Annotated in this window: 24 protein-coding genes and 1 pseudogene; 18 read left to right on the top strand and 7 right to left on the bottom strand. The window is 66.0% G+C overall.

Annotation, left to right across the window (positions count from 1 at the left end):
* The first annotated feature begins 1 nt into the window (after window position 1).
* A complete protein-coding gene (locus BT115_RS02820) occupies window positions 2-1,381 on the top strand; it encodes an efflux RND transporter periplasmic adaptor subunit (protein ID WP_072321017.1) in 1,380 nt (459 codons plus the stop codon).
* On the top strand, window positions 1,381-3,507 hold the full coding sequence (locus BT115_RS02815; RefSeq protein ID WP_083527273.1) for an HlyD family efflux transporter periplasmic adaptor subunit: 2,127 nt from the start codon (window positions 1,381-1,383) through the stop codon (window positions 3,505-3,507). The genes BT115_RS02820 and BT115_RS02815 overlap by 1 nt, the downstream gene beginning before the upstream one ends.
* 30 nt (window positions 3,508-3,537) lie before the next feature.
* On the opposite strand, the gene BT115_RS02810 is transcribed toward BT115_RS02815, so the two are convergent.
* Entirely contained in the window at window positions 3,538-4,404 is an 867-nt protein-coding gene (locus tag BT115_RS02810; protein WP_072321016.1) for an aldo/keto reductase family oxidoreductase, read from the bottom strand.
* 119 nt (window positions 4,405-4,523) lie between these two features.
* Here BT115_RS02810 and BT115_RS02805 point away from each other — a divergent pair, with 119 nt between their 5' ends.
* The 4 genes and pseudogenes from BT115_RS02805 to tadA all read left to right on the top strand — a co-directional run bounded on the left by BT115_RS02805 (window position 4,524) and on the right by tadA (window position 7,869).
* On the top strand, window positions 4,524-5,420 hold the full coding sequence (locus tag BT115_RS02805) for a LysR family transcriptional regulator (protein WP_218184730.1): 897 nt from the start codon (window positions 4,524-4,526) through the stop codon (window positions 5,418-5,420).
* Between the two features lie 98 nt (window positions 5,421-5,518).
* A pseudogene (locus BT115_RS02800) lies at window positions 5,519-6,592 on the top strand (NADH:flavin oxidoreductase/NADH oxidase); the annotation flags it as partial.
* Window positions 6,593-6,752: 160 nt separating this feature from the next.
* Window positions 6,753-7,304, top strand: coding sequence for a DNA-3-methyladenine glycosylase I (locus tag BT115_RS02795; protein WP_072321013.1), 552 nt, complete (start codon window positions 6,753-6,755; stop codon window positions 7,302-7,304).
* Between the two features lie 70 nt (window positions 7,305-7,374).
* The gene (tadA, locus tag BT115_RS02790; protein ID WP_343124037.1) at window positions 7,375-7,869 is read left to right on the top strand and encodes a tRNA adenosine(34) deaminase TadA; all 495 of its coding nucleotides are present in this window, start codon (window positions 7,375-7,377) and stop codon (window positions 7,867-7,869) included.
* Here the strand turns inward: tadA and BT115_RS02785 are convergent.
* A complete protein-coding gene (locus tag BT115_RS02785) occupies window positions 7,866-8,720 on the bottom strand; it encodes an NAD-dependent protein deacetylase (protein ID WP_072321012.1) in 855 nt (284 codons plus the stop codon). The genes tadA and BT115_RS02785 overlap by 4 nt on opposite strands.
* Window positions 8,717-9,553 carry an Hpt domain-containing protein gene (locus BT115_RS02780; protein WP_072321011.1) on the bottom strand — a complete coding sequence of 279 codons (837 nt, stop codon included), beginning with the start codon at window positions 9,551-9,553 and terminating at the stop codon, window positions 8,717-8,719. The genes BT115_RS02785 and BT115_RS02780 overlap by 4 nt, the downstream gene beginning before the upstream one ends.
* Window positions 9,554-9,646: 93 nt before the next feature.
* Between BT115_RS02780 and BT115_RS02775 the strand changes: the two genes are divergently transcribed.
* From BT115_RS02775 to yjjX, 3 genes are all read left to right on the top strand, one after another.
* Window positions 9,647-10,285, top strand: a complete 639-nt coding sequence (locus BT115_RS02775; protein ID WP_072321010.1) for a response regulator transcription factor — start codon at window positions 9,647-9,649, stop codon at window positions 10,283-10,285.
* Between the two features lie 195 nt (window positions 10,286-10,480).
* Window positions 10,481-12,124, top strand: coding sequence for a phosphoglucomutase (alpha-D-glucose-1,6-bisphosphate-dependent) (gene pgm, locus BT115_RS02770; protein ID WP_072321009.1), 1,644 nt, complete (start codon window positions 10,481-10,483; stop codon window positions 12,122-12,124).
* Between the two features lie 74 nt (window positions 12,125-12,198).
* Complete coding sequence (yjjX, locus tag BT115_RS02765; protein WP_072321008.1) at window positions 12,199-12,759, top strand: inosine/xanthosine triphosphatase; 561 nt, start codon at window positions 12,199-12,201, stop codon at window positions 12,757-12,759.
* 62 nt (window positions 12,760-12,821) lie between these two features.
* Here yjjX and BT115_RS02760 read toward each other — a convergent pair whose 3' ends face one another.
* Complete coding sequence (locus tag BT115_RS02760) at window positions 12,822-13,568, bottom strand: glucose 1-dehydrogenase (RefSeq protein WP_072321007.1); 747 nt, start codon at window positions 13,566-13,568, stop codon at window positions 12,822-12,824.
* A gap of 217 nt (window positions 13,569-13,785) precedes the next feature.
* Here BT115_RS02760 and zwf point away from each other — a divergent pair, with 217 nt between their 5' ends.
* The 6 genes from zwf to BT115_RS02730 all read left to right on the top strand — a co-directional run bounded on the left by zwf (window position 13,786) and on the right by BT115_RS02730 (window position 19,728).
* Window positions 13,786-15,276 carry a glucose-6-phosphate dehydrogenase gene (gene zwf / locus BT115_RS02755; RefSeq protein WP_072321006.1) on the top strand — a complete coding sequence of 497 codons (1,491 nt, stop codon included), beginning with the start codon at window positions 13,786-13,788 and terminating at the stop codon, window positions 15,274-15,276.
* Between the two features lie 120 nt (window positions 15,277-15,396).
* Window positions 15,397-15,858 (top strand): peptide-methionine (R)-S-oxide reductase MsrB, encoded by a 462-nt coding sequence (gene msrB, locus BT115_RS02750; RefSeq protein WP_072321005.1) that lies wholly within the window; start codon window positions 15,397-15,399, stop codon window positions 15,856-15,858.
* Window positions 15,855-16,361, top strand: a complete 507-nt coding sequence (gene msrA / locus BT115_RS02745) for a peptide-methionine (S)-S-oxide reductase MsrA (RefSeq protein ID WP_072321004.1) — start codon at window positions 15,855-15,857, stop codon at window positions 16,359-16,361. The genes msrB and msrA overlap by 4 nt, the downstream gene beginning before the upstream one ends.
* A gap of 60 nt (window positions 16,362-16,421) precedes the next feature.
* Complete coding sequence (locus BT115_RS02740; protein ID WP_177257360.1) at window positions 16,422-17,507, top strand: sensor histidine kinase; 1,086 nt, start codon at window positions 16,422-16,424, stop codon at window positions 17,505-17,507.
* A complete protein-coding gene (locus BT115_RS02735; protein WP_072322218.1) occupies window positions 17,504-18,262 on the top strand; it encodes a LytR/AlgR family response regulator transcription factor in 759 nt (252 codons plus the stop codon). Before BT115_RS02740 ends, BT115_RS02735 begins: the two co-directional genes overlap by 4 nt.
* 95 nt (window positions 18,263-18,357) lie before the next feature.
* Window positions 18,358-19,728 (top strand): serine hydrolase domain-containing protein, encoded by a 1,371-nt coding sequence (locus BT115_RS02730; RefSeq protein ID WP_072321002.1) that lies wholly within the window; start codon window positions 18,358-18,360, stop codon window positions 19,726-19,728.
* A 7-nt stretch (window positions 19,729-19,735) separates the two neighbouring features.
* Here BT115_RS02730 and BT115_RS02725 read toward each other — a convergent pair whose 3' ends face one another.
* Window positions 19,736-20,407, bottom strand: coding sequence for an HAD-IIIA family hydrolase (locus BT115_RS02725; RefSeq protein ID WP_072322217.1), 672 nt, complete (start codon window positions 20,405-20,407; stop codon window positions 19,736-19,738).
* Between the two features lie 107 nt (window positions 20,408-20,514).
* Between BT115_RS02725 and BT115_RS02720 the strand changes: the two genes are divergently transcribed.
* A complete protein-coding gene (locus tag BT115_RS02720) occupies window positions 20,515-22,020 on the top strand; it encodes an MDR family MFS transporter (RefSeq protein ID WP_072321001.1) in 1,506 nt (501 codons plus the stop codon).
* Window positions 22,021-22,032: 12 nt separating this feature from the next.
* On the opposite strand, the gene BT115_RS02715 is transcribed toward BT115_RS02720, so the two are convergent.
* Window positions 22,033-22,389 (bottom strand): hypothetical protein, encoded by a 357-nt coding sequence (locus tag BT115_RS02715; protein ID WP_072321000.1) that lies wholly within the window; start codon window positions 22,387-22,389, stop codon window positions 22,033-22,035.
* A gap of 172 nt (window positions 22,390-22,561) precedes the next feature.
* On the opposite strand from BT115_RS02715, the gene BT115_RS02710 reads away from it, so the two are divergent.
* Complete coding sequence (locus BT115_RS02710) at window positions 22,562-23,677, top strand: sensor histidine kinase (protein WP_072320999.1); 1,116 nt, start codon at window positions 22,562-22,564, stop codon at window positions 23,675-23,677.
* Window positions 23,674-24,462: a LytR/AlgR family response regulator transcription factor gene (locus BT115_RS02705; RefSeq protein WP_072320998.1), complete on the top strand. Its 789-nt coding sequence runs from the start codon at window positions 23,674-23,676 to the stop codon at window positions 24,460-24,462. Before BT115_RS02710 ends, BT115_RS02705 begins: the two co-directional genes overlap by 4 nt.
* A gap of 19 nt (window positions 24,463-24,481) precedes the next feature.
* Here BT115_RS02705 and BT115_RS02700 read toward each other — a convergent pair whose 3' ends face one another.
* On the bottom strand, window positions 24,482-25,324 hold the full coding sequence (locus tag BT115_RS02700) for a class I SAM-dependent methyltransferase (protein WP_072320997.1): 843 nt from the start codon (window positions 25,322-25,324) through the stop codon (window positions 24,482-24,484).
* Window positions 25,325-25,333: the final 9 nt, after the last annotated feature.

Genomic DNA, 25,333 nt, shown 5'->3' with positions numbered 1-25,333 from the left:
CATGACGGAAGAGGCATCCACCGGCGCCCACGCGTCGTCGCGCTTCTACGCGCTCGCCGTCCGCGCCGAGGCCGCGTCTACTGCCGCGGAACTCGGCTTTGTTGCGGTGAACGAGACGCGCCTGCTGGTCGATTACCGGCAGGCATCCCTGGTCGCGCTGACGCCGGGGCGCCCGCCGCGCCTGGCCGCGCATTCGGGTCTGGCCGATGCGGACCCGAATACGCCGTATGCGTTGTGGTTGTCGGCGGTTGCCAAGCGCATCGCGCCGCGTTGCATCGATCTCCCCGCGGCGGTCCGTGTGCTGCCGCTCTCGCCGGACATGCTGGGCGATGCGTTGGCCGCGGAATGGGCCGAGTGGCTGCCGGCCCAGGTATGGGTGTTGCCGCTGTTCGGGCCTGACAAAGCCGTGCACACGCTGCTTTTTCTCGCACGCGACGAGCCGTGGCCCACTAGCTTGCATGCGGACGGCGCGGAATACGCGCTGCTGCAGATCGCGAATCTCTACGGCTATGCATGGTGGTCGCTGGTGGCACGACCTTCGCGTTGGCGGCGCTGGTGGCATGCCATCACGCGCGGTCGTCGTCTGCGCTACGGGCTGATGGCACTGGCTGTGTTGTTGCTCGTGCCGGTGCGCGAATACACGCTGGTACCGGCGGAAATCATTTCCACGCGCAGCCAGGTCATCGCCTCGCCGCGTGAAGGCGTGATCCATCGCATGACCGTGTTGCCCAATGCGCCCGTCAAGGCCGGCCAGGTGCTGGCAGAGCTCGACGATACGACCTTGCGCAATCGCCTCGCCGTGGCGCAGGCGGAACTGGCGACGGCGAGCGTGGAAATGCACCAGGCCGCGCAGCAGGCCATCGAGAACCAGAGCGCCAAGGCGGATCTCGGCATGGCCGAGGGCAAGTGGCGCGAACGTCAGGTGGACGTCGCCTCACTCCAGCGCGAAGTGGACAAGCTTGCCATCCGCGCACCGTCCGACGGCGTGTTCGTGTATTCCGATCCGGACGACTGGGCCGGACGTCCCGTGCAGACGGGCGAGCGCATCGGTCTTCTCGCCGATCCGCATGTATTGGGCGTGCGTGCCTGGGCGCCGGTGGGCGAACCGACCAATCTTGCGCCGGGTGCACCGATGACGGTGTTCCTCAAGGTTGCGCCGCTGAGTCCGCTCGACGCACGGCTCGACTATGCCGGCTACCAGCCGGTGGAGGCGCCCAACGGCGTAGCGAGCTACGTGCTGCGCGGCACGATCGACGGCGCACCGGCAGGCGCACGTATTGGTCTGCAGGGCACCGCGCGTGTTTCCGGACGTTGGAGCGTTCTCGGGTATCTGATGCTGCGTCGACCCCTGGCGACCGTCCGCGCCTGGTGCGGTCTCTGATGATGGCCGCCGTCGCCGACCCTGGCATGCTGGCCGCGGCGCCTCCGCCGTTGCCGGGGTTGCGCGACGACCTGAAGATCCACCCTTCGGGTCGCAATCGCGACGGGTCGCCGGCCTGGCATCTGTCCGACCCCGTGCGCAACCAGTTCTTCCGCATCGGTTGGCTGGAATTCGAGATGCTTCAGCATTGGGGTCTCGGCGATCCGCAGCGCATCGCCGAGGCGATCGCGGCGCGTACCACGCTGGCCCCGGAAGTCGACGACGTGCTCGACTTCGCGCGCTTCCTGCAACAACAGCAACTGACCCGCATGGCGCAGCCGAAGCGGAATGCGTCCGCGCTGCACTGGTTGTTGCAGAACTATCTCTTCATCCGCATCCCCCTCGTGCGTCCGGAACGTTTCCTGCGCCGCGCACTGCCGTATGTGCAGTGGATGTTCGGCATGCGCTTTCTCGTGGCGACACTTCTCGCCGCCGTGATGGGCCTGCTGCTGGCGGCGCGCCAATGGGATGCGGTGCAGGCAAACCTGCACGGCGCGATGAGCTGGGAAGGCGTGATCGCGTTCGCAGGCGCACTGGTGTTTTCCAAGTGCTGGCACGAGTTCGGCCACGCGTTCATGGCGACGCGCTACGGCGTACGGGTAGGGCACATGGGCGTGGCGCTGCTGGTGATGTGGCCCATGGCGTATACCGATACCGGCGAGAGCTGGAAGCTGGAAGGCTCGCGTCGTCGCCTCGCCATCGCCTCGGCGGGGGTGATGGCCGAGCTGGTGCTGGCCGCGTGGTGCACGCTGCTGTGGTCGTTCGCACCGGAAGGCAATTTCAAGAACGCGCTGTTCTTCCTGGGCACGACGGCATGGGTGCTGACGGTGGCGGTGAACGCCAGCCCGTTCATGCGCTTCGATGGGTATTTCATTCTTGCCGACGCGCTCGACTACCCGGGTCTGCACGAGCGTGCCGGTCGCTGGGCAAAGCGGTGGGTGCGCCGCGCTCTGCTGGGCATCGAAGACCCGCGACCGGATGCGGTGTCGCCGCGCTTCGCGGCTTTTCTCACCGCATTCGCCTTTGCGACCTGGCTGTATCGCCTGGTGCTGTTCGTCGGTATCGCCGTGGTCGTGTACCACGCCTTCTTCAAGGCCCTCGGGCTCATTCTGTTCCTGGTGGAAATCGTGACGTTCGTGGGGAAGCCGATGCTCAACGAAGTACGCGTGTGGTGGATGCGTCGCGCGGAGATCAGTCGACCGCGACTGCATCGCTGGCTGGCTGTGCTCGGCGCGCTCGCCCTGGTGCTTCTGGTGCCATGGTCATCGAGCATTACCGGCGATGGCGTCGTGGAAGCCGGGTTCGAGCAACCGGTGTTCACTCCGTTCGCGGCACGCATGGAGCGTGTGGCGATCGTCGATGGCGCGAAGGTGAGGGCAGGGCAGGTGCTCTTCGAGCTTTCTGCGCCGGCACCCGAAGACGACGGTGCGAAGGCCGATGCGTTGCGCGAGGCCTATGAAGCGACGGCACGGGGTGCCGGGGCGCTCGATCGCGATGGCGTCGCCAAGCAGGTGGTCGCCGAGCGCATGGCGGATCAGTACGACGTGCAGCGCCGCGCGAGTACCGCCGAACTGCATCGCCTGCGCCTCGCTGCGAGCGAGGACGGCGTCATCCGCGATCTCGATCCGACCTTGCGCCCGGGGAGCTGGGTGTCGCCTGGCTCGCGCATCGCCACCGTGGTCGGCGGCACGCGCTGGCGTGCGGAAGTGCTGGTCTCGGAGTCGGACCGTGCACGGCTCGTACCTGGCGCGGTCGCGACCGTCTATCCGCACGGTCGCTGGCAACCGCTCCATGGGCGCGTGGTAGCGGTGGACGATGGCGCGCTGGAACATCTGCCGAGCCTGATGCTTGCCAAGAACCACGGCGGCCCGATTCCGTTGAATCCCACGGCACCGGCCAAGGACCTGCGTCCTGCAAGCGTCTGGTATCGCGTACGCGTGGAAGGCGACGGGTTGAGCGGCCCGCTGGCGGCCGAAGAAGTGGCCACCGTCCGCATGGAAGGGCACCGCGAAAGCCTGGGCCGGCGCTGGATCGACAGCGCCTTGCTGATCCTGTTGCAGCAAACCGGCCTGGGCAAGGAAGGCTGACCCGCACCGCTGGGCGGGGTCAGCGCGAGGTCAGGCCGCGGCGCGGCCGATGCCGTCCAGATCGCGCAACGCGTCCTCCTGCAGCACCAGTTCGCGAGCCGCAAGATTCTCGCGCAGATGCGTCACTGACGAGGTGCCGGGAATCAGCAGGATGTTCGGCGCACGCTGCAGCAGCCAGGCAAGCGCCACCTGCATCGGCGTGGCGTCGAGACGCTTCGCGACGTCCGATAGTGCGGACGACTGCAGCGGCGTGAAACCGCCCAGCGGAAAGAACGGCACGTAGGCAATGCCGTCCCGGCCGAGCGCATCGATCAACGCATCGTCGTCACGGTGCACGAGGTTGTACTGGTTCTGCACGCAGACGATCTCGCAGATCCGGCGCCCTTCGGCCACCTGCGCCGCGGTGACGTTGCTTAGACCGATGTGGCGAACGAGCCCCTGTCGCTGAAGCTCGGCAAGTGGCGTGAGCAGCGCTTCGATCGAGCCTTCCGCCGGTCCATGCACGTCGAACATCACGCGCAGGTTGACGACGTCGAGCACGTCGCGGCCGAGATTGCGCAGGTTGTCGTGTACGGCGGAGGTCAGCGCGTCGGGCGAAAAGGCGGGGAGCCAGCCACCTTTCTCGTCACGCCGCGCGCCGATCTTCGTGACGATCGTGAGGTTGTCCGGGTACGGCGACAGCGCTTCGCGGATCAACTGGTTGGTGACGTGGGGGCCATAGAAGTCGCTGGTGTCGATATGGTCGACGCCCAGGGCGACCGCCTCGCGCAGCACGGCCAGCGCGGCCTCGCGATCCTTGGGCGGACCGAACACGCCGGGGCCGGCCAGTTGCATCGCGCCGTAGCCGAGCCGGTTCACGGTACGGTCGCCGAGGGAATAGGTCGTGACGTGGTTCATGGTCAGCGCTCGCTTGGGAAGGATGCGAGGACGATAGTCCGATCGGATAAGACTGATAATCCGGTAGGATCGGCACGGGGTGTGCGGAAAGGCGAACAATGAAGATCGACCTGAACGACCTGGATGCTTTTGTGGCCGTGGCCCGGGCGGGCGGCTTCCGCGAGGCGGCACGTGCGCGGGGTGGCAGCGCATCGGCGCTGAGCGAGGCCGTGCGTCGGCTCGAAACGCAGGTGGGTGTGCGGCTGCTTAACCGCACGACTCGCAGCGTCGCGCCGACCGAGGCGGGTGAGGGCCTGCTCTCGCGCCTGGCGCCTGCATTGAGCGAAGTCGAGTCGGCCATCGATGCGGTGAACGGGTTTCGCGATCGCCCCGCCGGCACGTTGAAGCTCAACGTGCCCATGGCTGCCGCGCGGCTGGTCCTGCCTGCCATCGTGCCGCCCTTTCTGGCCGCGTATCCGGAGATCCGGCTGGAGATTCTCGCGGAGGAAAACTTCGTCGACGTGCTTGCCGCCGGTTGCGATGCGGGCATCCGCTACGACGAGCGGCTTGAGCAGGACATGATTGCCGTACCGATCGGTCCGCGCGTGCAGCGTTTCGCGGCCGCCGCGTCGCCCGCCTATCTGGATCGTCACGGACGCCCGGCCCATCCTCGCGATCTCATGGCGCATGCCTGCCTGCGCGGACGCTTTCCGGAGCGCGCGATGCCGCCATGGGAGTTCGAGCGCGATGGCGAGACCTTGCTCGTCGATCCGTCGGGACCGCTGGTGGTGAGCATCGGCGGGGCGGTGGATCTCGCCGTGGATGCCGCGGTCGCCGGTGCCGGTATCGTTTATCTGTTCGAAGGCTGGCTGCGCCCGTACCTCGACAGCGGCGCCCTCGAACCGGTACTCGAAACATGGTGGCCGAGCTTCTCGGGCCCGTTCCTGTACTACCCCGGCCGGCGCCTCACGCCAGCGCCGCTCAAAGCGTTCGTCGAGTTCGTGAAGGCGTCGGGAGCCGCGGCTGCAACAGCCTGAATACGCTGAGATAACACGCCCGTGTCATTCCCTGCATAGACGCTGCGGACGGATCGATGGTACGAAGGCGGTCTTTCGATGTTGCCTGGAGTATCCACATGGCTCAGCCCGTTCTGTTCAAACCGTTCCGCGTGCGGAACCTGGCATTGGCCAATCGCATCGTCATCGCGCCCATGTGCCAGTACTCCGCGGAAGACGGCTGCATGAACGACTGGCACCACATCCACCTGGGCCAGTTGGCCATGTCGGGGGCCGCGCTGCTGACGATCGAAGCGACGGCGGTCTCGCCGGAGGGGCGTATCTCCTGGGGCGACGTCGGTCTCTATGACGACGCGACCGAGGACGCCATGCGGCGCACCCTCGAAAGCGTGCGTCGCTGGTCTGACATCGGTATCGGCATCCAGCTCGGCCACGCAGGACGCAAGGCGTCGACCGAGGTGCCCTGGGCCGGTGGGCAGCAGATCCCGCCGGACAAGACGCATGGCTGGCAGACCGTGGCACCTTCGGCGGTGCCGTTCGCTGCGGAGAGCCACGCACCGGAAGTGCTCGACGATGCCGGCCTTCGCCGCATCCGCGATGCGTTCGCGGCGGCGGCGCGGCGCGCGGCCCGCCTCGGGCTGGACTTTATCCAGTTGCATGGCGCGCACGGTTACCTGCTGCATCAGTTCCTGTCGCCGCTGTCGAATCAGCGCACCGATCAGTACGGCGGTTCGCTGGAGAACCGCATGCGCTTCCCGTTGGAGGTGTTCGACGCGGTGCGCGAGGCCTTCCCGGCGGATCGCGCGGTGACGATGCGCGTGTCGGCAACCGACTGGGTGGACGGCGGCTGGGATCTCGAGCAGACGATCGCTTTCGCGCAGGCCCTCGAAGCGCGCGGTTGCGATGCCATCCACGTGTCCACGGGCGGGCTGCACCCGGCGCAGAAGATTCCGGTAGGACCGAGCTACCAGGTGCCGTTCGCGCGTGCGGTAAAGCAGGCGGTGTCCATGCCCGTGGTCGCTGTCGGGCTCATCACGAGCCCCGAACAGGCGGAGGCGATTGTTGCAACCGGCGACGCGGACCTGATCGCGCTTGCCCGTGCGGTGCTCTACAACCCGCGTTGGCCTTGGCACGCCGCCGCGGAGTTGGGGGCGACCGTGCTCGCCCCGAAGCAGTACCTGCGTTCTCAGCCGTCGAAGCATCGGCACCTGTTCGGTGTGGATGGGCCGGTGGGTCCGACACCGACCTGGGTGCGCGACGAGAACGGCGCGTACTGGTGATGACAAGCGCCGGATGGCGCGGCCTCGCGCATCGCGGCATGCTGTTCGGTCGAACGGCGATGGCGAGGCCCGCATGACCGAGGAACCGAAGCGCTGCGCCTGGGCGGGCAGCGATCCCCTGTACCGCGACTACCACGACACGGAATGGGGCGTGCCGCTGCACGACGCGCGCCTGTTGTGGGAGCAGCTCATGCTGGAAGGCTTCCAGGCCGGCCTGTCGTGGATCACGATCCTGCGCAAGCGTGAGCATTTCCGGAAGGCGTTCAAGGGCTTCGACCCCGCCAAGGTGGCGCGCTTCGGCGAAAAGGACATCCTGCGCCTGCTGCAGGACCCTGGCATCGTCCGCTCGCGCGCCAAGATCGAAGCGACGATCCAGGGTGCGCGCATCTACGAGGCGATGCGCGACGAAGGCCAGGACTTCGACGCGTACTGCTGGTCGTTCACCGACGGCAAGGTCATTCGTGGCAACGGCCGCAGCGTGCCGGCGCAGACCCCGCTGTCGGTCACGATCTCGAAAGACCTGAAAAAGCGCGGCTTCAAGTTCGTCGGCCCGACGATCACCTACGCCTGGATGCAGGCCGTGGGTATCGTGGACGACCACATGCTGGGTTGTTTTCGCCGCTAGGCGACGGTAAACAGCAGGCCGGCGAGCGTGCGCTGCCGTAGAATCCGGTTTTGCGCGATGGAACCCCGCCTTGCTTCCGCCCGATGTGATCCCCGCTCCCGATCTGCCTTTCACCGATGCCGACCGGGCGTGGATGGCGCGTGCGCTCGAGCTGGCGGCGCATGCGGAGCAGGCCGAGGGTGAAGTGCCGGTGGGCGCGGTGCTCGTGCTGGACGGCAAGGTCGTCGGCGAAGGCTGGAACCGCAACATCACTCTCAACGACCCGACGGCCCATGCGGAAATCCAGGCGTTGCGCGCCGCGGGACAGACGCTCTCCAACTATCGTTTTCCCGGCGCCACGCTCTACGTGACGCTGGAGCCTTGCGCCATGTGCGCGATGGCCATGGTGCATGCACGGGTAGGTCGCGTGGTGTTCGGGGCCACCGACCCCAAGACCGGTGCCGCGGGCAGTGTGTTCGACACGCTCGTGTCGCCGCGGCACAACCATCGCGTGGCGGTGCAGGGTGGATTGGACGCCGAAGCGGCCGGCGACATGCTGCGCCGGTTTTTCCGGGCGCGTCGTTAGCGCGTTTCCATCGCCGGATCGCTGGCGTAAGGCGCGAGGGCTTCGGCGCAGGACCGCTCGATCTTCAGCGTGAGCAGGTCATCGGCGCGCGTGACCCCGAGGTTGATCGAGGCAATGGGCAGGTTCCGCCGGGACGCTTCGAGCACGAAGCGATAACCCGAGTACACCATGAGTGAGGAGCCGACCACGAGCATGGCATCGGCGCGGCCGAGATGCGCCCATGCGGTGTCCACGCGCGCACGCGGCACGTTCTCGCCAAAGAAGACGACGTCGGGCTTGAGGATGCCGCCGCAGACGGTGCAGGGCGGAATCGTAAAGGTGGAGAAGTCTTCGTCGAGGTCCGCGTCACCATCGGGAGCCACCGTGGCCTGCATCGACAGCCATGCGGGATTGTCGTCTTCCAGCCGCCGTTGCATGGCCTCGCGCGAGGTGATGTCGCCGCATTGCATGCAGCGCACGCGATCCAGACGACCATGCAGGTCCACGGTGTTCAGGCTGCCTGCGGCCTCGTGCAGGCCGTCCACGTTCTGGGTGAGCAGCAGTTCCACGCGGCCACGACGTTCCATGGCCGCGAGGGCGTGATGCGCGAGATTGGGTTGCACGGTGGCGAAGTGTCGCCAGCCGATCATGCCGCGAGCCCAATAGCGTGCGCGTGCCGGCGGGCCGCTCATGAACGCCTGCAAGGTCATCGGCGGACTGCGTTTCCACGCGCCCTGGTCGTCGCGGTAGTCCGGTATACCCGAGTCCGTGCTGATACCGGCACCGGTCAGCACGAACAGGCGTGGGTGCGCGTCGATGAACTCGCGCAGGCGATCGTCGGCCGTGGTGTCGAGGGAAGGCTGGGTGCTCACGTGTCGGGACTATAGCCGATCGAGCCAACGTGCTCGCGCAGCGCGGCGAGCACCTGGCTCGCATCGTCGGCGAAGCGCCGGATCGCCGTGTCCAGATGCGTTTGTCGCCCTTGTTCCAGCTCCCGCTCCAGGGTCAGGCCCACGCGCGACAACGCGGTGGCTTCCGCCATGCCCAAGGCACCGGAAACCCGGTGCAGCCACGCCTGCAACGCATTCGCGCCCGGCTCGGCCAGGAGGCGTTCCAGGTCGGCCAGATCGCGACGCAGTGCGGCGTCGAGCGCGACGATGACTTCACGCAGGGCGGCATCCCCGCCGAGCGTCGAGCGCAATGCATCGACGTCGATCTGAGCCGAGGGACGCGGCCGCTCGAAGGCGAGTTCGACGATCACGCGGCGGCCGGCATCGGCGCCATGTTCGGCATGCACCGCGCCACCGACGCCACGCATGGCGGCTGACGCGAGGGCGATAAGCGCGGCGTCGACCGAGGCATCGTGCTGTGCATCCGCCACAGTGAAGTGAACGATCTGGACGCGCGCGTTGTCGCCCACGACGTCCACATGCAGTGCGACGCGCGCGCTGCGCTGCGCGATGGCGCGATCGAGCAGCCCGACGAGCGCCTCGCCGAGCACACCCAGGGGCCCCGGCAGCGACGCAGCGAGTGCAGGGTCCACCTCGAGTCGGAAGACCGTGCCGCGCGCCTGCGCTTCGCCGACATAGCGATGTTCGAGGTACGCAAGAAGCTCGTCGAGGTGGCCGCATGCCTCCATGCGCGCGCGCTCGCGAACGCTACGCCGTGCCGCGATCCACCGCGCGATGCGCTGATGCAGTGGCATCGTAAAGCGCGATGTGCTCAACTCTTCGCCCCACCGACGGCAGCCGAGACCAATCCGGCGGTGACTGGACAAGCAAGATAGGACGGATTACCCATGGTCTATCGCGTCATCCTGGCGGACGATCACCCCGTGGTTTTGAAGGGCCTCAGCCTGGCTCTTGCCAAGGACGATCTCGCCACCGTCGTCGCCGAAGCACAGTCGCCCGACGAACTGCTTGGGCTGCTCGCCAAGACACGGTGCGACGCCCTCATTACCGACTTCAGCATGCCCGCGCCCGGGAGGGACGGCCTCGCCTTGCTGCGCGAGATACGTCGGAGCTACCCGGACCTTCCCGTGATGGTAATTACCACTCTCGCCAACCCCGCGCTGTATCGCGAGATCCTCGGCACGGGCGTCTTGGGCCTCGTCGGCAAGTCCGGCGATGCGAGGGAAATCCCCGAGGCCCTGCTGGAAATCCTGTCGAACCATGTCTACCTCGGAAGCTCCGTACGCGCGTTGATCGGCTCGCCACCTGGCGAGCCATTGGGTAAGTCGGGCACGCTCGCCGATCTGTCGCCTCGGGAGCTTGAGATTCTGCGCCTGTTCGCGGCCGGCAACAGCGTTACCGATATCGCCAGAGCCACGGGGCGCGGCTTGTCCACCATCAGTCAGCAGAAGTCGAATGCGATGCGAAAGCTGCGTCTGGAAACGGATGCGGAAATCTTCGAGTACATCGAGCGGCTGCGCCTCTGACCTGTGGGCGGGCCGCGACGACGATAACGACGCGGCGCCCGCGCGGACATGGAAGAATTCGTAAAACGCGGCGTATGCTTGCGGATTACGCGGCGTACGTCTGTGCACGTACGCTTGACACCCTGGCCGGATCGTCGGCCTACAATTTCGCGCCCCGGCCCATCGGCCGGGTGACTGCCCAAGGAGTCGCCCTTCGTGAGTGCCAAGATCAGCCCGCTCGCCGGCAAGCCCGCCACGGAAAGCCAGCCGGTAGACGTGGCGGCCCTGCTGGCCGCTTATCACGACCTGACGCCCGACCCGTCGGTGCCCGAACAGCGTGTTGCCTTCGGCACGTCGGGTCATCGGGGATCCTCGTTCGATCGCTCGTTCAACGAATGGCACGTCTTGGCCGTGGTCCAGGCCATCTGCGAGTACCGGGTGAGGAGCGGCGTTGACGGCCCGCTGTTCGTTGGCATCGACACGCATGCACTGTCCGGTCCGGCGTTCGAGAGCACGCTTGAAGTGCTGGCGGCCAACGACGTGCAGACACAGGTGTCGGCGGGCGGCGAATATACCCCTACGCCCGCCGTGTCGCACGCGATCCTGACCTATAACCGCGGCCGCGAACACGGATTGGCCGATGGCATCGTCATTACGCCGTCGCACAATCCGCCGGAAAGCGGCGGCATCAAGTACAACCCGCCGCATGGCGGCCCCGCCGATACGGACGCCACGGGCTGGATCGCCGCGCGTGCCAATGCGCTCATGGAAGGCGGCCTGCGCGACGTGAAGCGGATGCCGTTTGCCCAGGCAATCAAGGCATCGAACACGCACGAATACGACTTCCTGCAGCGCTACGTCGGCGATCTCGGCGACGTGCTGGACCTTGAGATCATCCGTGCGCAGGGTGTCCGCATGGGCGTCGATCCGCTTGGCGGAGCGGGGGTGCATTACTGGAGCGCCATCGGCGAACGCTATGGCCTCGACCTCACCGTGGTCAGTGAGACGGTCGATCCGACCTTCTCGTTCATGTCCCTGGACTGGGACGGTCGCGTGCGCATGGATCCTTCATCGTCGTATGCCATGCAGCGGCTGATTGGCCTCAAGGACCGCTTCGAGGTCGCCTTTGCGTGCGATACCGATCACGACCGCCACGGCGTGGTCGCACCGAGCACGGGCCTCATGCAGGCCAATCACTATCTCGCTACCGCCGCCTGGTACCTGTTCCAGAATCGCCCGGGCTGGCGTGCGGATGCCGCGATCGGCAAGACCGCCGTGACCACCGCCTTGATCGATCGCATCGCCAAGCACCTGGGCCGGCCGCTCCGCGAGGTACCGGTCGGCTTCAAGTATTTCGTGTCCGGTCTCTACGACGGCAGCCTCGGCTTTGGCTGCGAGGAGAGTGCCGGCGCGTCCTTCCTTACCAAGAACGGCTCGGCGTGGTCCACCGACAAGGACGGCATCGCCGCGGCCTTGCTGGCGGGCGAGATGACCGCGCGGATGGGCAAGGACCCGGGCCAGATCTACGGCGACGTCACAGCGCTGCTCGGCGATCCCGCGAACGCCCGCATCGATGCACCGGCCAATCATGCGCAGAAGGCGAAGCTGTCGAAGCTCGCACCGACGCAGGTGACGTCGACCATCCTGGCCGGCGATCCGATCGTGGACGTGACCAACCAGGCGGGCGGGCAGGGCATCGGCGGCATCAAGGTCGTGTCGGACCACGGTTGGTTCGCCGCGCGCCCCTCCGGCACCGAAGACATCTACAAGGTGTACGGCGAGAGTTTCCGTGGCAAGGAACACTTGCAGACCGTGCTCGAGGAAGCCCAGGCCATGGTGGACCGCGCCCTGGCCGATTGAACCGCCGTCCTCACATCGCCGAAGCGGTGGCCGCGGGCTGATACCATGCCCGCGGTTCACGAAGGCGCTTTCCCATGTCAAATCCTTCCTTGCCGATCAAGGTCCTGGTCGGCTCGCGCAATCCCATCAAGATCTCTGCCGTGCATTCCGCTCTGGCACCGCTGTTTCCGGGGCGGCTCGTCGAATGCGAGGGCATGCATGCGCCCTCGGGCGTGCCCGACCAGCCGATGACGGCCGCGGAGACACGCGAGGGTGCGATCAATCGCATGAACTTCTGTCGTCAACAAGGCGACGCGGATTTCTACGTAGCGCTCGAAGGCGGCGTGGACGTCACCGAAGACGGCCCCGGCACGTTCGGCTACGTGGCCATTGCCAACGGCGTGGACGTCTCGGTCGGTCGCAGCGCGTGGTTGCCGCTGCCGCCTGCCGTGTACGAGTCGCTGCTCGACGGCGAGGAACTCGGCCACGTCATGGATCGCCTGTTCGGAACGGTCAACATCAAGCAGCAGGGCGGGGCCATCGGCCTCGTCACCAACGGCCACGCGACACGCGAAAGCGCGTATGCCCAGGCCATGGTGCTGGCGATGGCACCGTTCCTTCATCCGGACCTGTACGGGACGCATCCGGAAGAGTGATTCACGAAGGCGGGTGCGCCGTGACGACGCAGCCCGCCTTCCGGATCGCGATGCGGAAAAGCTCAGCGCAGCCCGCCCGAGCCGAGAATCAGCTCACCGGTCACCCAGCGCGCGTCATCGGAAGCGAGGAAGGTCACGATGGGCGCGATATCGTCCACCTGACCGACACGGCCGAGCGGCGTCATGCTGGTCAGTGCCTGTTCCATCTCCGACGCAGCGAAGCCCGCGGCCTGCACGCCCTCGGTGATGACCATGCCCGGGTTCACAGCGTTGACGCGGATACCGCGCGGTCCGAGTTCGCGGGCCAGCACGCCGGTAATGGCGTCGACCGCGCCCTTCGTTCCCGTGTAGACGGCGCTCTCGGGCGGGGTGATGCGGGTGACCGCCGAGCCGATGTTGATAATGCTGCCGCCCTGACCGAGGTGCTTGACGGCCGCCTGGGTCACCAGCAGCGTGCCGAACACGTTGATGTCGAACATGCGGCGGTAGTGCTGCTCGGTGATGGTCTCGATCGAGGCGAACTCGTACACGCCTGAGTTGTTCACCAGGACGTCCAGACGGCCGAAGTGCTCGATCGCCTTCGCCACCAGGTTCTCCGCGTCGGCCTGCTTGGACACGTCGCCGCCCACGGTGACAGCCTTGCCACCGGCCGCCTGGATCTCTGCGACGACCTTATCCGCACCCGCCTTGCTGGATGCGTAGTTCACGATGACCGCCGCGCCTTCGGCTGCGAGCGACTTGGCAATGCCCGCGCCAATGCCCTTGGATGCACCCGTAACGATCGCCACCTTGTCTTTGAGCTTGCTCATGGGATGTATGTCCTTCGATGGGCCTCGACATGAGGCCGCCACGCCCATGCATGGGGACGCCAGGAACGCGACTGTCATAGGCCGCAAGTCAAAACACTTGTGCGTGCGAGGCAAGGCAGCTTTGGCATGTCGGCCTTGAAAGGCGCACGTCGTGCCGCATTCAAGATCGGGTTGGCCTCACGGCCGTGTTTCCTTGCCTCGCGGATTTCCCCAGACCATGAATGCTTCTCCCAGCCCCCTCGAACCGGTCGACTCCTTCGATTACGTGATCTTCGGCGCCACTGGCGACCTCACCATGCGCAAGCTGCTGCCTGCGCTGTACCGGCGTTTCGCGGAAGGCCAGATACCCAGCGACTCGCGAATCATCGGCACCGCGCGCTCGCCGCTCGATGACGATGCCTACCGCGAACGGGCCCGCAAGGCGCTGAACGACCATGTTCCCGCCGACGAACGAATCGACGCCACGGTAAACCGCTTTCTCCGGCTGGTTCACTATGTCAGCCTCAATGGCGCCGAAGCGACAGGCCCCTGGGACGATCTCAAGAGCTTGCTCGACGCGCATGCCGATGCCGAACGCATTCGCGTGTTCTACCTCGCCACGGCACCGGCACTCTACGGCGACATCGCCCGCAACATTGCAGAGAAAGGCCTGCGCACCGAACAGTCGCGCATCGTGCTGGAGAAACCGATCGGCACGGATCTCGATACCGCTCGGCAGGTCAACGAAGGCGTCGGCCGCTATTTCCCCGAGTCGAGCATCTTCCGCATCGATCACTACCTCGGCAAGGAAGCGGTACAGAACATCATCGCGTTGCGTTTTGCCAACCCCATGCTCGAACGGATGTGGGACCGCGAGTCGATTGAGTACGTACAGATCACGGCAGCGGAGACGGTGGGCCTCGAAGGGCGTGGCGGCTATTACGATGGCTCCGGCGCCCTGCGCGACATGATCCAGAACCATCTGCTCCAGGTGCTCACCGTGGTCGCGATGGAGCGGCCCTCATCGCTGGACGCCGATGCGCTGCGTGACGAGAAGGTCCGCGTATTGAAATCGCTGAAACCGCTCGATCGCGACAACTTGAGCGCACACGTGGCACGCGGTCAGTACGTGCAGGGCACGGCGGACGGCCAGCGCGTCCCGGCATATCGCGAGGAACTGCCCGACGAGGCACCGAGCAAGACCGAGACCTTCGTCGCCTTGAAAGCTGAGATCGACAATCCGCGTTGGCGCGGCGTGCCGTTCTACCTGCGCTCGGGCAAGCGCATGCCGGAGAAGCTGACCGAGGTGGTGGTGCAGTTCCGCGCCGGTGAGCCCGGCCTGTTCGGCGAAGCGCGGCCCGGTAGCCGCCTGGTCATTCGTGTGCAGCCGGACGAGAGCGTGACCTTGCCGCTGTTCGTCAAGCACCCGGGCAACAGCTTCGGGCTGGACGAGGTGGATGCGCTGTCACGCCTCGGCGTTCCCGAGCGCGTGCGCTATCGCGATTCCTACGAGGGCTTGCTGCTGGATGCGGTGAAGGGCAGCCCGGCCCTGTTCGTGCGCAAGGACGAGACCGAAGCCGCCTGGCGGTGGGTCACGCCCATTCTCGAAGGCTGGCGCGAGAACGAGCAGGGCCCCGACCCGTACGAAGCGGGTACCTGGGGCCCGGAGTCGGCGCGCGAGTTGCTGGACCGGGCCGGACACCGTTGGGTCGAGGACGCGGTGGCCTGACGCGTTCACGATCGCTGGGCGTTGCGCCGGGCGTTGCATATGCGACGCCCGCCCGCATTATGGGGGGAGCGCTGGCGGCGGGAGGTGCCGCCGGCCGCCTACCTTGTCCGGAGGTTCCCCATGTCGAAGTACCGCAAGACCCCCGAAGCCCTCGCGAAACTGACGCCCGAGCAATTCCGGGTGACCCAGGAAAGCGCGACCGAGCGGCCTTTCCAGAACGCATTCCATGACAGCCACGATCCGGGCATCTACGTGGATATCGTTTCGGGCGAGCCATTGTTCTCCTCGCTCGACAAGTTCGACAGCGGTTGCGGCTGGCCCAGCTTCACCCGTCCGCTCGAAGGCGAGCACGTGGTGGAGAACCGCGACACGACCCACGGCATGATCCGCACCGAGGTTCGCTCGACGCATGCCGACAGCCACCTCGGGCATGTCTTCCCGGACGGCCCGCGCGACCGTGGCGGCCTGCGCTACTGCATCAATTCCGCCTCTCTCCGTTTCATTCCCGTCGCGGATCTCGAGAAGGAAGGCTATGGCGAATACGCCAGCCTGTTCGCCGAAAGCAAGGGAGGTGTGGCATGACGACGTCGCGCGCCATCCTCGCGGGCGGGTGTTTCTGGGGCATGCAGGACCTGATCCGTAAGCAGCCGGGCGTGATCGCCACTCGTGTTGGCTATTCGGGTGGCGACGTACCCAACGCCACTTACCGGAACCACGGCACGCATGCCGAAGCGATCGAGATCGAGTTCGATCCGCAGAAGGTCAGCTACCGCAAGATCCTCGAGTTCTTTTTCCAGATCCACGACCCGACCACGGCGAATCGTCAGGGTAACGACGTCGGCACGAGCTACCGTTCTGCCATCTTCTACCTGGACGACGAGCAGAAGGCCGTAGCCGAGGACACGATCGCCGACGTGAACGCGTCTGGCCTCTGGCCGGGCAAGGTCGTGACGGAGCTGGCTCCCGCCGGTCCGTTCTGGGAAGCCGAGCCCGAGCACCAGGATTACCTGGAGAAGTACCCGAACGGCTACACCTGCCATTTCATCCGTCCGGACTGGGTGCTGCCCCGCCGGAATACTGCCTGATCCGACATGCCCCGCCGGCTCTGGTATAAGAGCCGGCGGGGCGTGGTAAAGGGGCAGGGCATGGATGGGGGCGACGCTGACGCGCGGGAATCACGGCCGAGGGGATGGCGCCGCAGGGCGCCGTGGGCGTGGGTGGCCCTGCTCGTGGCGATTGGTCTGTTGCGGGCGACGAACCGTTATCTCGTCGACGTCGCCAATCATCAGCCGTCGTTGTTTCTACCCAAACTGGTCGAGGAACTGACCGGCTCGCTGAGCTTCGGCGCGTTTCTGCCGGTGCTGTTTCTCGTGCTTCGTCGCATGCGTTGGACGTGGCTCAATCACGCCGCCACGTTCGTCGCGCTTTCGTTGCTGCAGACCAGCCTGATGATGGCATCGCGCCAGGTCGTGTTCCGCGTGCTGGGCATGCCGGACTTCACCTATCTCCCCAGCCTATGGCGGTATCTCATGGAGATGCCGACGCAGTTGTTCTTCTACGTCGTGATCGTTGCCGGCGTCTGGTTGTTCGACCGCTATCGCGAAGGGCAAGCGCGTGAACTCCGCGCCGTTCAACTGGAGTCGGCGTTGTCGGAAGCGCGGCTCGAAGCGCTCCGCCTGCAGCTCAATCCCCATTTCCTGTTCAACACGCTCAATGCCGTATCCGAGCTGATGTACGAGCGGCCCCGCGTGGCGGACGAGATGCTTTCGCGCATCGGCGAACTGCTCCGCGCCACGCTCTCGGCCACGGGCCAGGAACATCGGCTGTCCGATGAATGGCGCCTCGTGTCGCTGTACATGGACATCCAGCGCGTACGTTTTGGCGACGGCCTGGATGCACAGGTGCAGGACGATCCCTCACTGGACGAATTGCGCGTGCCGTTCCTGCTTCTGCAACCGCTGGTTGAGAACGCCATCGAACATGGCGGCGTGGGACACCAACGCCGCGTGCGTGTGGAGGCGTCGCGGCAGGGTGGGTGTCTTACGTTGCGCGTGCGCGACTTCGGCGGCGGTGGGGGAACGTACGTAGGACACGGCATCGGGCTGGGCAATGTGGATGCGCGGCTTCGCCATCTGTACGGCGACGACGCGGGCGTCCGGCTCGATCCCGTGGACACCGGAGGCAGCGTCGTCACCGTATGGCTGCCGGCGCGACGCTGGGTGGTTGCATGAGCCTGCGCGCGGTCGTCATCGACGACGAGGCGCCGGCACGCGCCAAGTTGCGTCGCTATCTCGCGCAGAGCGACGGCATGCAGTGGGTGGGCGAAGCCGCGGACGGACCCTCGGCGGTAGGCCTGATCCACAAGGCGCGTCCGGACGTGGTGTTCCTCGACATCAGCATGCCGGGCATGGACGGTTTCGCGGTGTTACAGGCCCTGGGCGAGCCGTTGCCCGCGGAGGTCGTCTTCGTCACGGCGCACGACGACCAGGCAGTGCGCGCATTCGAGGTGCATGCGTTCGACTATCTGCTGAAGCCGGTGGGCCCGGAACGTTTCGCTCGCGCCATCCAACGACTGCTGGACAAGGTGAAACCGTCGCTCGACATGGCCGGACGCATCGAGGGCCTGCTGGATGGCGCACCGGTGCCGGTCAGATATCTGGAGCGCCTCCTGCTGCCCAGCGGCGAAGCGGCAGAGCTGGTACGTGTGGAGCACATCGACCGCGTGGTGGCCAACCGCAACTACCTAGACGTGTTCGTGGAAGGCCAGCCGCGGCGCCTGCGCGGTACGCTGGACAGCATGCATGGGCGACTGAATCCGGCGTCCTTCGTTCGCGTGAACCGCTCCACCATCGTGCGCCTCGACGCGATCCGCCAGGTACAGCCGTGGCCCGATGGGGAGCAGCGCTTGCTGCTGGTCGATGGCAGTCGCGTCACCTGGACCCGGCGCTTTCTGACGAACCTGCCCCCGGGTCTTTCCCTTTCCTGATCCCGCATTCGTCCCCGGGCTGACGGGGTTCGTCCCCGACGGTGCGCCGACCGCCTCGCGACGGGGCGACACTCCGCCCATCACGGGAGGATCGCATGGGAAGAAGAACCTATATCGTCGCTGGCGCGGTCGCCGCGCTGGGTGTCGTGGGCTGGTTCGTGGCGAGGCCCGACCAGGCTTTGCGCGTCGCCGCTGGCGTTGCCGCGCATCACGTCTGCTCGCTGACCTTCGTCTCGGGTCAGGACGCGCAGACCACGTATCGCGAACTGGTCGTGCCCATGATCGGTAACGTGGCGGGCCATTGGCTCACACCGCACGTGTCTGCCGAACGGCAGAGCGTGGACGTGTCCGGCCTTTTCGGTGTCCTCGCCAGCGCCGACTTCACGCCGGGCTATGGTTGCCGGTTACGCCTGCCAGGCAACCGTCCTCTGGCAGCCGAGCATGCCACGCATCGCGTCGCGGCTGACGACCTCGGTCCTGCGCAGCCCATGGTGACCGAGCCGCCCGCGATCGCGGCAGCGCTCGATCGACTGTTCCGTGAGGCGCCGGACAAACCTATCAAGCGGGTCAAGGCCGTGGTCGTGGTGAAAGAGGGAAAGGTGGTGGCGGAGCGTTACGCGGCCGGTTTCGACGCGCGGACGCCGCTGCTCAGTTTCTCCGTCGCCAAGTCGTTTACCAATGCATTGATTGGCATCCTGGTCCGCCAGGGTCGCTTGCGCGTGGATCGTCCGTTGGCGGCCCCTGAATGGAACGCGCCGGACGATCCACGTCGTGCGATCACCGTCGAGGACTTGATGCGCATGCGCAGCGGCCTCGCCCTCGAAGAAGCGGAGTCGGCCTTCAGCCCAGTGGCGCGCATGGAATTCCTGCATGCCGACATGGCCGGCTTCGCCGCGACGCAACCGGCCAAGGAGCCGCCGGGGCGTCATTTCGAATACACCTCCGGCGACACCGTATTGCTCTCCCGCCGGATCGGCGAGTTGGTGGGCGGTGGTCCCGCCGGTCTACGCGCCTTTGCCCGGCGTGAACTGTTCGATCCGCTCGGCATGGGCGACGTCACCATGGAGTTCGACGGGCAGGGTACCTTCGTGGGTTCCACGTACGTGTATGCCACCGCCCGGGACTATGCCCGCTTCGGCATGTTGTTTCTCCGCGATGGCGTGACGACCGACCACCGCCGCCTGCTCCCTGAGGGTTGGGTGGCGTGGTCCCGTCGGTCGACACTCGGAGCGCCATATGGCGCCGGTTTCTGGACCAACGACGGGCCGAGCCTGCCAGCGAAATGGCGGGTCGAAGGCGGCTTTCCGAAGGACGGGTTCTTCGCCAGCGGCACGTTCGGCCAGCGGATCTATATCGTGCCGTCGGCGCAGCTGGTGGTCGCGCGCTTCGGCTACTCCGCGCCGCCCGACTATGGCATTCAGGACGACGTGGCACTCATCGAGGCCGCCATCGAGGCCACGCGCTGATGGGCGATCAACCGCGTGTGGTGGCCGCTGGCTGAATGGTCAGAAGGTCAGGCATCCTGTCGATGACGGCGAGCGCACCGGTCGCATGAAGATCGAGCGATTTGCGGTAGCCATAGCTCACGAGCACGAAGTCCATCCCGGCATCGCGCGCGGCCAGCACGTCGCTTTCCGAGTCACCCACCATGAGGGTCTCGGCAATCGACACACCGGCGCGCTCGGCCAGGTAACGCAGCGGCACGCCGCTCGGCTTGCGCTCGGGCAAGGTGTTGCCGCCGACGATGCCGTCCACGAAGGGAAGCATGCCGCGCGCGTCGAGCAAGGGTTTCACGAACTCCTCGTTCTTGTTCGTGCAAACGGCCACCTTCACGCCTTGCGCATGCAGGGTGGTCAGCGTCTCCACGACACCGTCGTACGCGACGGCATCGAGCGCGGTCTCCGCGTAATGGACGAGAAACCCTGGCATCACATCGTCGATGTCCGCATCGCTGCCGGCATGGCGGAACGCATAGGTGATGAGCTTGCGCGAGCCTTCGCCGATCCACTCCGTGATCTGCGCCGTGTCGTAGGTCGGCAGCTTCCAATCGCGCAGCGTGCGATTCACCGATTCGGCAATGTCCGCCGCACTGTCGACCAGGGTGCCGTCCAGATCGAAAATCGCCAGGGAGTAAGGAAAAGGCAAGGGCTGGCTCCGCATTCAAAGAGGTCATTCTACGCCCGGCGCCCCTTCAGCACAGAACGACGCCGTCCCCTCTATGATGCGCACCTTGCCCGCTGCCCGGACCTCTCGTGAGCCCAGACACATCGCAAGAAGCTGCCGTCACGCCACAGCCATCGCTGCGCCTGCTCTTCACGGCCTTGATGATGGTCATGCTGCTGGCCGCCCTCGACGGCACCATTGTCTCCACGGCGCTGCCCACCATCGTCAGTGACCTCGGTGGCCTCGATCAGTTGTCCTGGGTGGTCACAGCCTATCTGCTGAGTTCTACCGTCGTCGTGCCGCTGTATGGCAAGTTCGGCGACCTGTTCGGGCGGAAGGTCGTCTTGCAGGCCGCCATCGCGATCTTTCTGCTCGGCTCCGTACTGTGCGGCCTTGCGCAGGACATGACTCAGTTGATCCTCATGCGCGCCTTGCAGGGGCTGGGCGGTGGCGGTCTGCTGGTGGTCACCATGGCGTCCATCGGCGACGTGATCCCGCCCGCCGAACGTGGCCGATACCAGGGCCTGTTCGGCGGCGTGTATGGGCTGGCTACGGTCATCGGTCCGTTGCTCGGCGGCTTCATGGTGGATCATCTGTCCTGGCGCTGGATCTTCTACGTGAATCTGCCGCTCGGCGTGCTGGCAATCGGCGTCATCGCCGCGGTGTTCCACCCACACACGCGACACAAGCAGCACGCGATCGACTACTGGGGCGCCGCATGGCTGACGGTGGCGCTGAGCGGCATCATTCTGTTCACGACCGAAGGCGGTACCACGCTGCCGTGGAACGCGCCGACGCTGTGGTGCATCCTCGCGCTTGCGCTCACAAGCGCCGTTGCGTTCGTGATTACCGAACGAAGGGCCGTAGAGCCGATCATGCCGCTGCACCTGTTCGGTCACCGCATCTTCGTTTTGAGTAGCCTCATCGGCTTCTTCGTCGGCGCAGCGCTGTTCGGTTCCACGACCTTCATCCCGCTCTATCTGCAGGTGGTGAGGAACGCCACGCCGACGGTGGCCGGCATGCAGCTGCTGCCGCTGATGGGCGGCGTGATCGTCAGCTCCATCGTCTGTGGACGGCTCATCAGCCGCCTGGGGCGCTATCGCATCTTTCCGATCGTCGGCACCGTGGTTGCCACGATCGGCCTGGTGATGCTCGGTACGATCGGCGACAACGATCCCCTGTTTTTGATCTACGGCCACACGGGCTTGCTCGGCCTCGGTCTCGGCATGGTGATGCAGGTACTGATCCTCGCCACGCAGAACAGCGTCGAGATGCAGCATCTTGGCGTCGCCACCTCCGGCGTGACGCTGTTCCGTTCGATCGGTGGCTCGATCGGCGTGTCGTTGTTCGGCGCCATCTTCACCCTCGGGCTGCAGCATCGCGTGCGCGCTGCGCTGCCCGAGGGCATGGCAGTGCCGCGATCGCTGGGCCCTGAGGCAATACGCGGGTTGCCGAGTGTCGTCCACGAGCGCTACGTCCAGGCATTCGGCGCCTCGCTGCACACTGTCTACCACGTGGCGGCCGTGTTCATGGCCGTGGCGTTCCTGCTTGCGTTGGGCATGCGCGACGTGCCGCTGCGCAGGGCCAGCGCCTGAGGTTACGCGACGTCAAACGCCGGGACGTAGCGACGCGCCGAGGCGCAAGCGATGGAACCGGCATACGTCGATGTCGCGGAAGGCCCGCGTGACGCCATTGGCGAAGGTGACGTCGAACGTGCGCATGCAGTCGCCGGCGGGGAGCCTTACCGTGGTGGCCGTGAGTCCGCCGCTTAACGGCTCGCCCAAGCCGACTTCGGTGGCCGGACCCGTATCGGCACCCCTCACCGCCACCGCGGTCACGCTGTCCGATGTGGCGTTGACCAGAGTGAACATCTTCGCGGGAACCTTAGGGTTTGCCGTGGCTTGGCCGAAGACGGGAAGGGCGACAAGGGACAACGCGACGACGGCGATGTGGGTGGGTTTCATCGGTAAGGCTCCAGGTAGGGTGGAGCCATTGAGCCGTCACCATGAACCGCGAAAGAACCCGTTCGGGACGAATCGTCGTGGTCGCGGGACGAGTCGTAGCGCCGAGCGTTTTCGCTTTGCGAGCGGTCGTGCTCGCCCTACCATGCGTCCCGACACCGCACGGATCACGCCCATGAAGGTTCGCTTAGGCAGCACGGAGATCGGCCTCGGTCGCTATATCGCCTTGTGGACGGCGATCGCGATCGTCTTCGCCTTTCAGCGCTACATGACCTCGCTGCTGGGTGGCCCGGTGTGGGATGCCGTGGACTACCTGCGCTGGTCGTTGATCCAGTGGTACACCTGGGCTGCGCTCGCGCCGCTCGTGTTCCGGCTCGCGGTCAGGTATCCGATCCAGGGCGCGGTACGGCTGCGCGGCCTGGGGATGCAGTTGCCAGCGAGCGTCGGCGTCACCGTTCTGTCCCTCGCGATCGGTGCGATGGTCTCCACGCTGTTCGAACCCAGTTCGTTCGGCGAACAGTTTCGCCAGTTCCTCGGCCAGCACTTCGCCACCGGCCTGCTGACCTACTGGGGCCTGTTCGCGATCCAGCAGGCCGTGACCTTGCACGCGGAGAAGGTCCGACGCGAGGTGGAAGCGAGTCGACTCGCCACCGAATTGGCACAGTCGCGATTGCAGGCGTTGAAGTCGCAGCTGCAACCCCACTTCCTGTTCAACACGCTTCATGCGATAGCGACCCTGTTGAGGGAGGACGCGCTGTCGGCGGAAGACATGCTGCTTCGCCTCAGCGAGCTGCTGCGTGCGTTTCTGGAGGATTCCGACGGGCAGGAGATCACCTTGCGCCGGGAACTCGTCTTGCTCGAACTCTACCTCGGCATCCAGGGCATGCGTTTCAAGGATCGCCTCACCACGCGCATCTATCTCGATCCGGCGACGCTCGATTGTGCGGTGCCGAGCCTCATCCTCCAGCCCATCGTGGAGAACGCGATTCGTCACGGCATCGGCGAGCGCGTGGGTTCGGATCACATCGAGATCGAAAGCCGTCGGCAAGGCGACAGCCTGTGCATCGAGGTGCGCAACCGCAACAGCACCCTCGAAGCGCGCCCCGCGCCATCCAGCGGTGGACACGGCATCGGCATGTCCAACACCGCGCTGCGGCTGCGTGAGCTTTACGGCGATGCGGCGGAAGTCAGACTCGACGTGATCTGGCCCGAAGGCGTGGTCTGCCGTATCCGCCTGCCGTTCAGGGAAACCGAGGACGTCGACGACGGTCCAGAGATCGAAAGCGCATGAAGATCGCCACACTGGTCGTCGACGATGAGCCGATCGCACGGCACGCCGTGCTGCGTCTGCTGCGCGACGATCCCGACATCGTGATCGCGGGCGAATGCGGCGACGGCGCGTCCGCCGTAAGCGCCATTCGCGAGCAGTCGCCCGACCTCGTCTTTCTCGATATCCAGATGCCGGCGATGACGGGTATCGACGTCGTAGCGACGATCGGGCCAGCACGCATGCCCGCCACGGTCTTCGTCACCGCCTACGAGCAATACGCCGTCCGGGCCTTCGAAGCCAACGCGGTGGACTATCTGGTGAAACCCTTCAGTCGCGACCGTTTCGCGGACACGCTGCGTCGTGTGAAAGCGCGCCTGGGGCCGGTCGCCAGGCCCGACGACGACGGTGCCGCCATACGCCAGGTGCTGGAAACGTTGCGTCGGCGCGAGGGTTACCTGGACCGCGTGCCGGTACGTGTCGACGACCAGGTCACTTTCGTGGACGTGAACGACATCGTGTGGATCAAGGCCAACCGTAACGTGGTCGAGATCCACCTCGCCGACCGTACTCACGAGGTGCGCGAGACGATGACGGCGCTGGCGGAACGCCTGGACCCGAGGTACTTCGCGCGGGTGCATCGTTCCGCCATCATCAATGTCCGCCGCGTCCGCTCCATCCACCCCTGGTTCAACGGCCACCACGTGGTCACCATGGACACGGGGCAGAAGCTGCGGATGAGCCGCTATCAACAAGAGGCCTTCATGCGGCTGGTCTCGACGCGCGTCGAGAAGACACCCGACGAGTAAAGCGTATTCGGCCGCGTTGCTAGCGTCGCGTCGCGAGCACGCCATCCAATGCCAGTTGCGCCTTGAAGCCCGCCTTTTCGAGGCGCTTCTCGACTTCGCGCGGCACGTCGCGTCCCGACGTTAGCTTGTTCGGCGAGCCGGTGTAATGGAACAGGCGTCCGCCACGCCGCAGTACACGCGCGAGTTGGTCGTAGAACGCCTGTGAATACAGCTCCCCGGCAATGCCGAAGCGCGGCGGATCATGCAGGATCGCGTCCATCGACGCGTCGGGCAGCGTCGTCACCGCTCGCGACACGTCGTCGTGCGTGAGTTGCAGACGCCCACCAGACGACGGCGCATCGGGGTCCGGCGACCACGGATTGATCGTTCGAAGCCAGAGCACGTCGTCGTTCTTCTCGAACGACACGATGCGTCCCACGCCCGCGTCGAGGCAGCACGCAGCGAAGTAGCCCAGGCCACCGCAGGTATCCAGCACCGTCTTGCCGCGCGGTTCCACGAGCGCCACCTTGCGGCGCGCGTCGTCGAGCGGCGACTCCTTCGACGTGGGAAGCATCTTGATGCCGTCGATCTCGAACGTGGGTACGCCCCATGACGTCGGCACGAGCTTGATAAGCGAGCCCGAGAAACGCGATACGGCGACGAAGTCGTCGCCATCCCAGTAATAGAGCGTGCGGTCCTTCAGACGATCCGGATAGGGATAGGCGAGGCCGGCCCATTGCCATTGCGTTGGCCCGAGCTGCGCGACGCCTTCGGACCGGCCGAGATCAAGCGAGCCGGTCCAGGTCGTAGTGTCGGCATCGCGCGCGGATGCCAGGGCGTCGGCATCGGCGCGGGTAAGCAGGGGACGGGAGTAATGCGACACGAAGTTTTC

It is taken from the genome of Luteibacter sp. UNCMF366Tsu5.1, from assembly GCF_900119235.1.
GTDB lineage: Bacteria > Pseudomonadota > Gammaproteobacteria > Xanthomonadales > Rhodanobacteraceae > Luteibacter > Luteibacter flocculans.
This window is presented reverse-complemented; position numbering and strand designations above follow the sequence as displayed.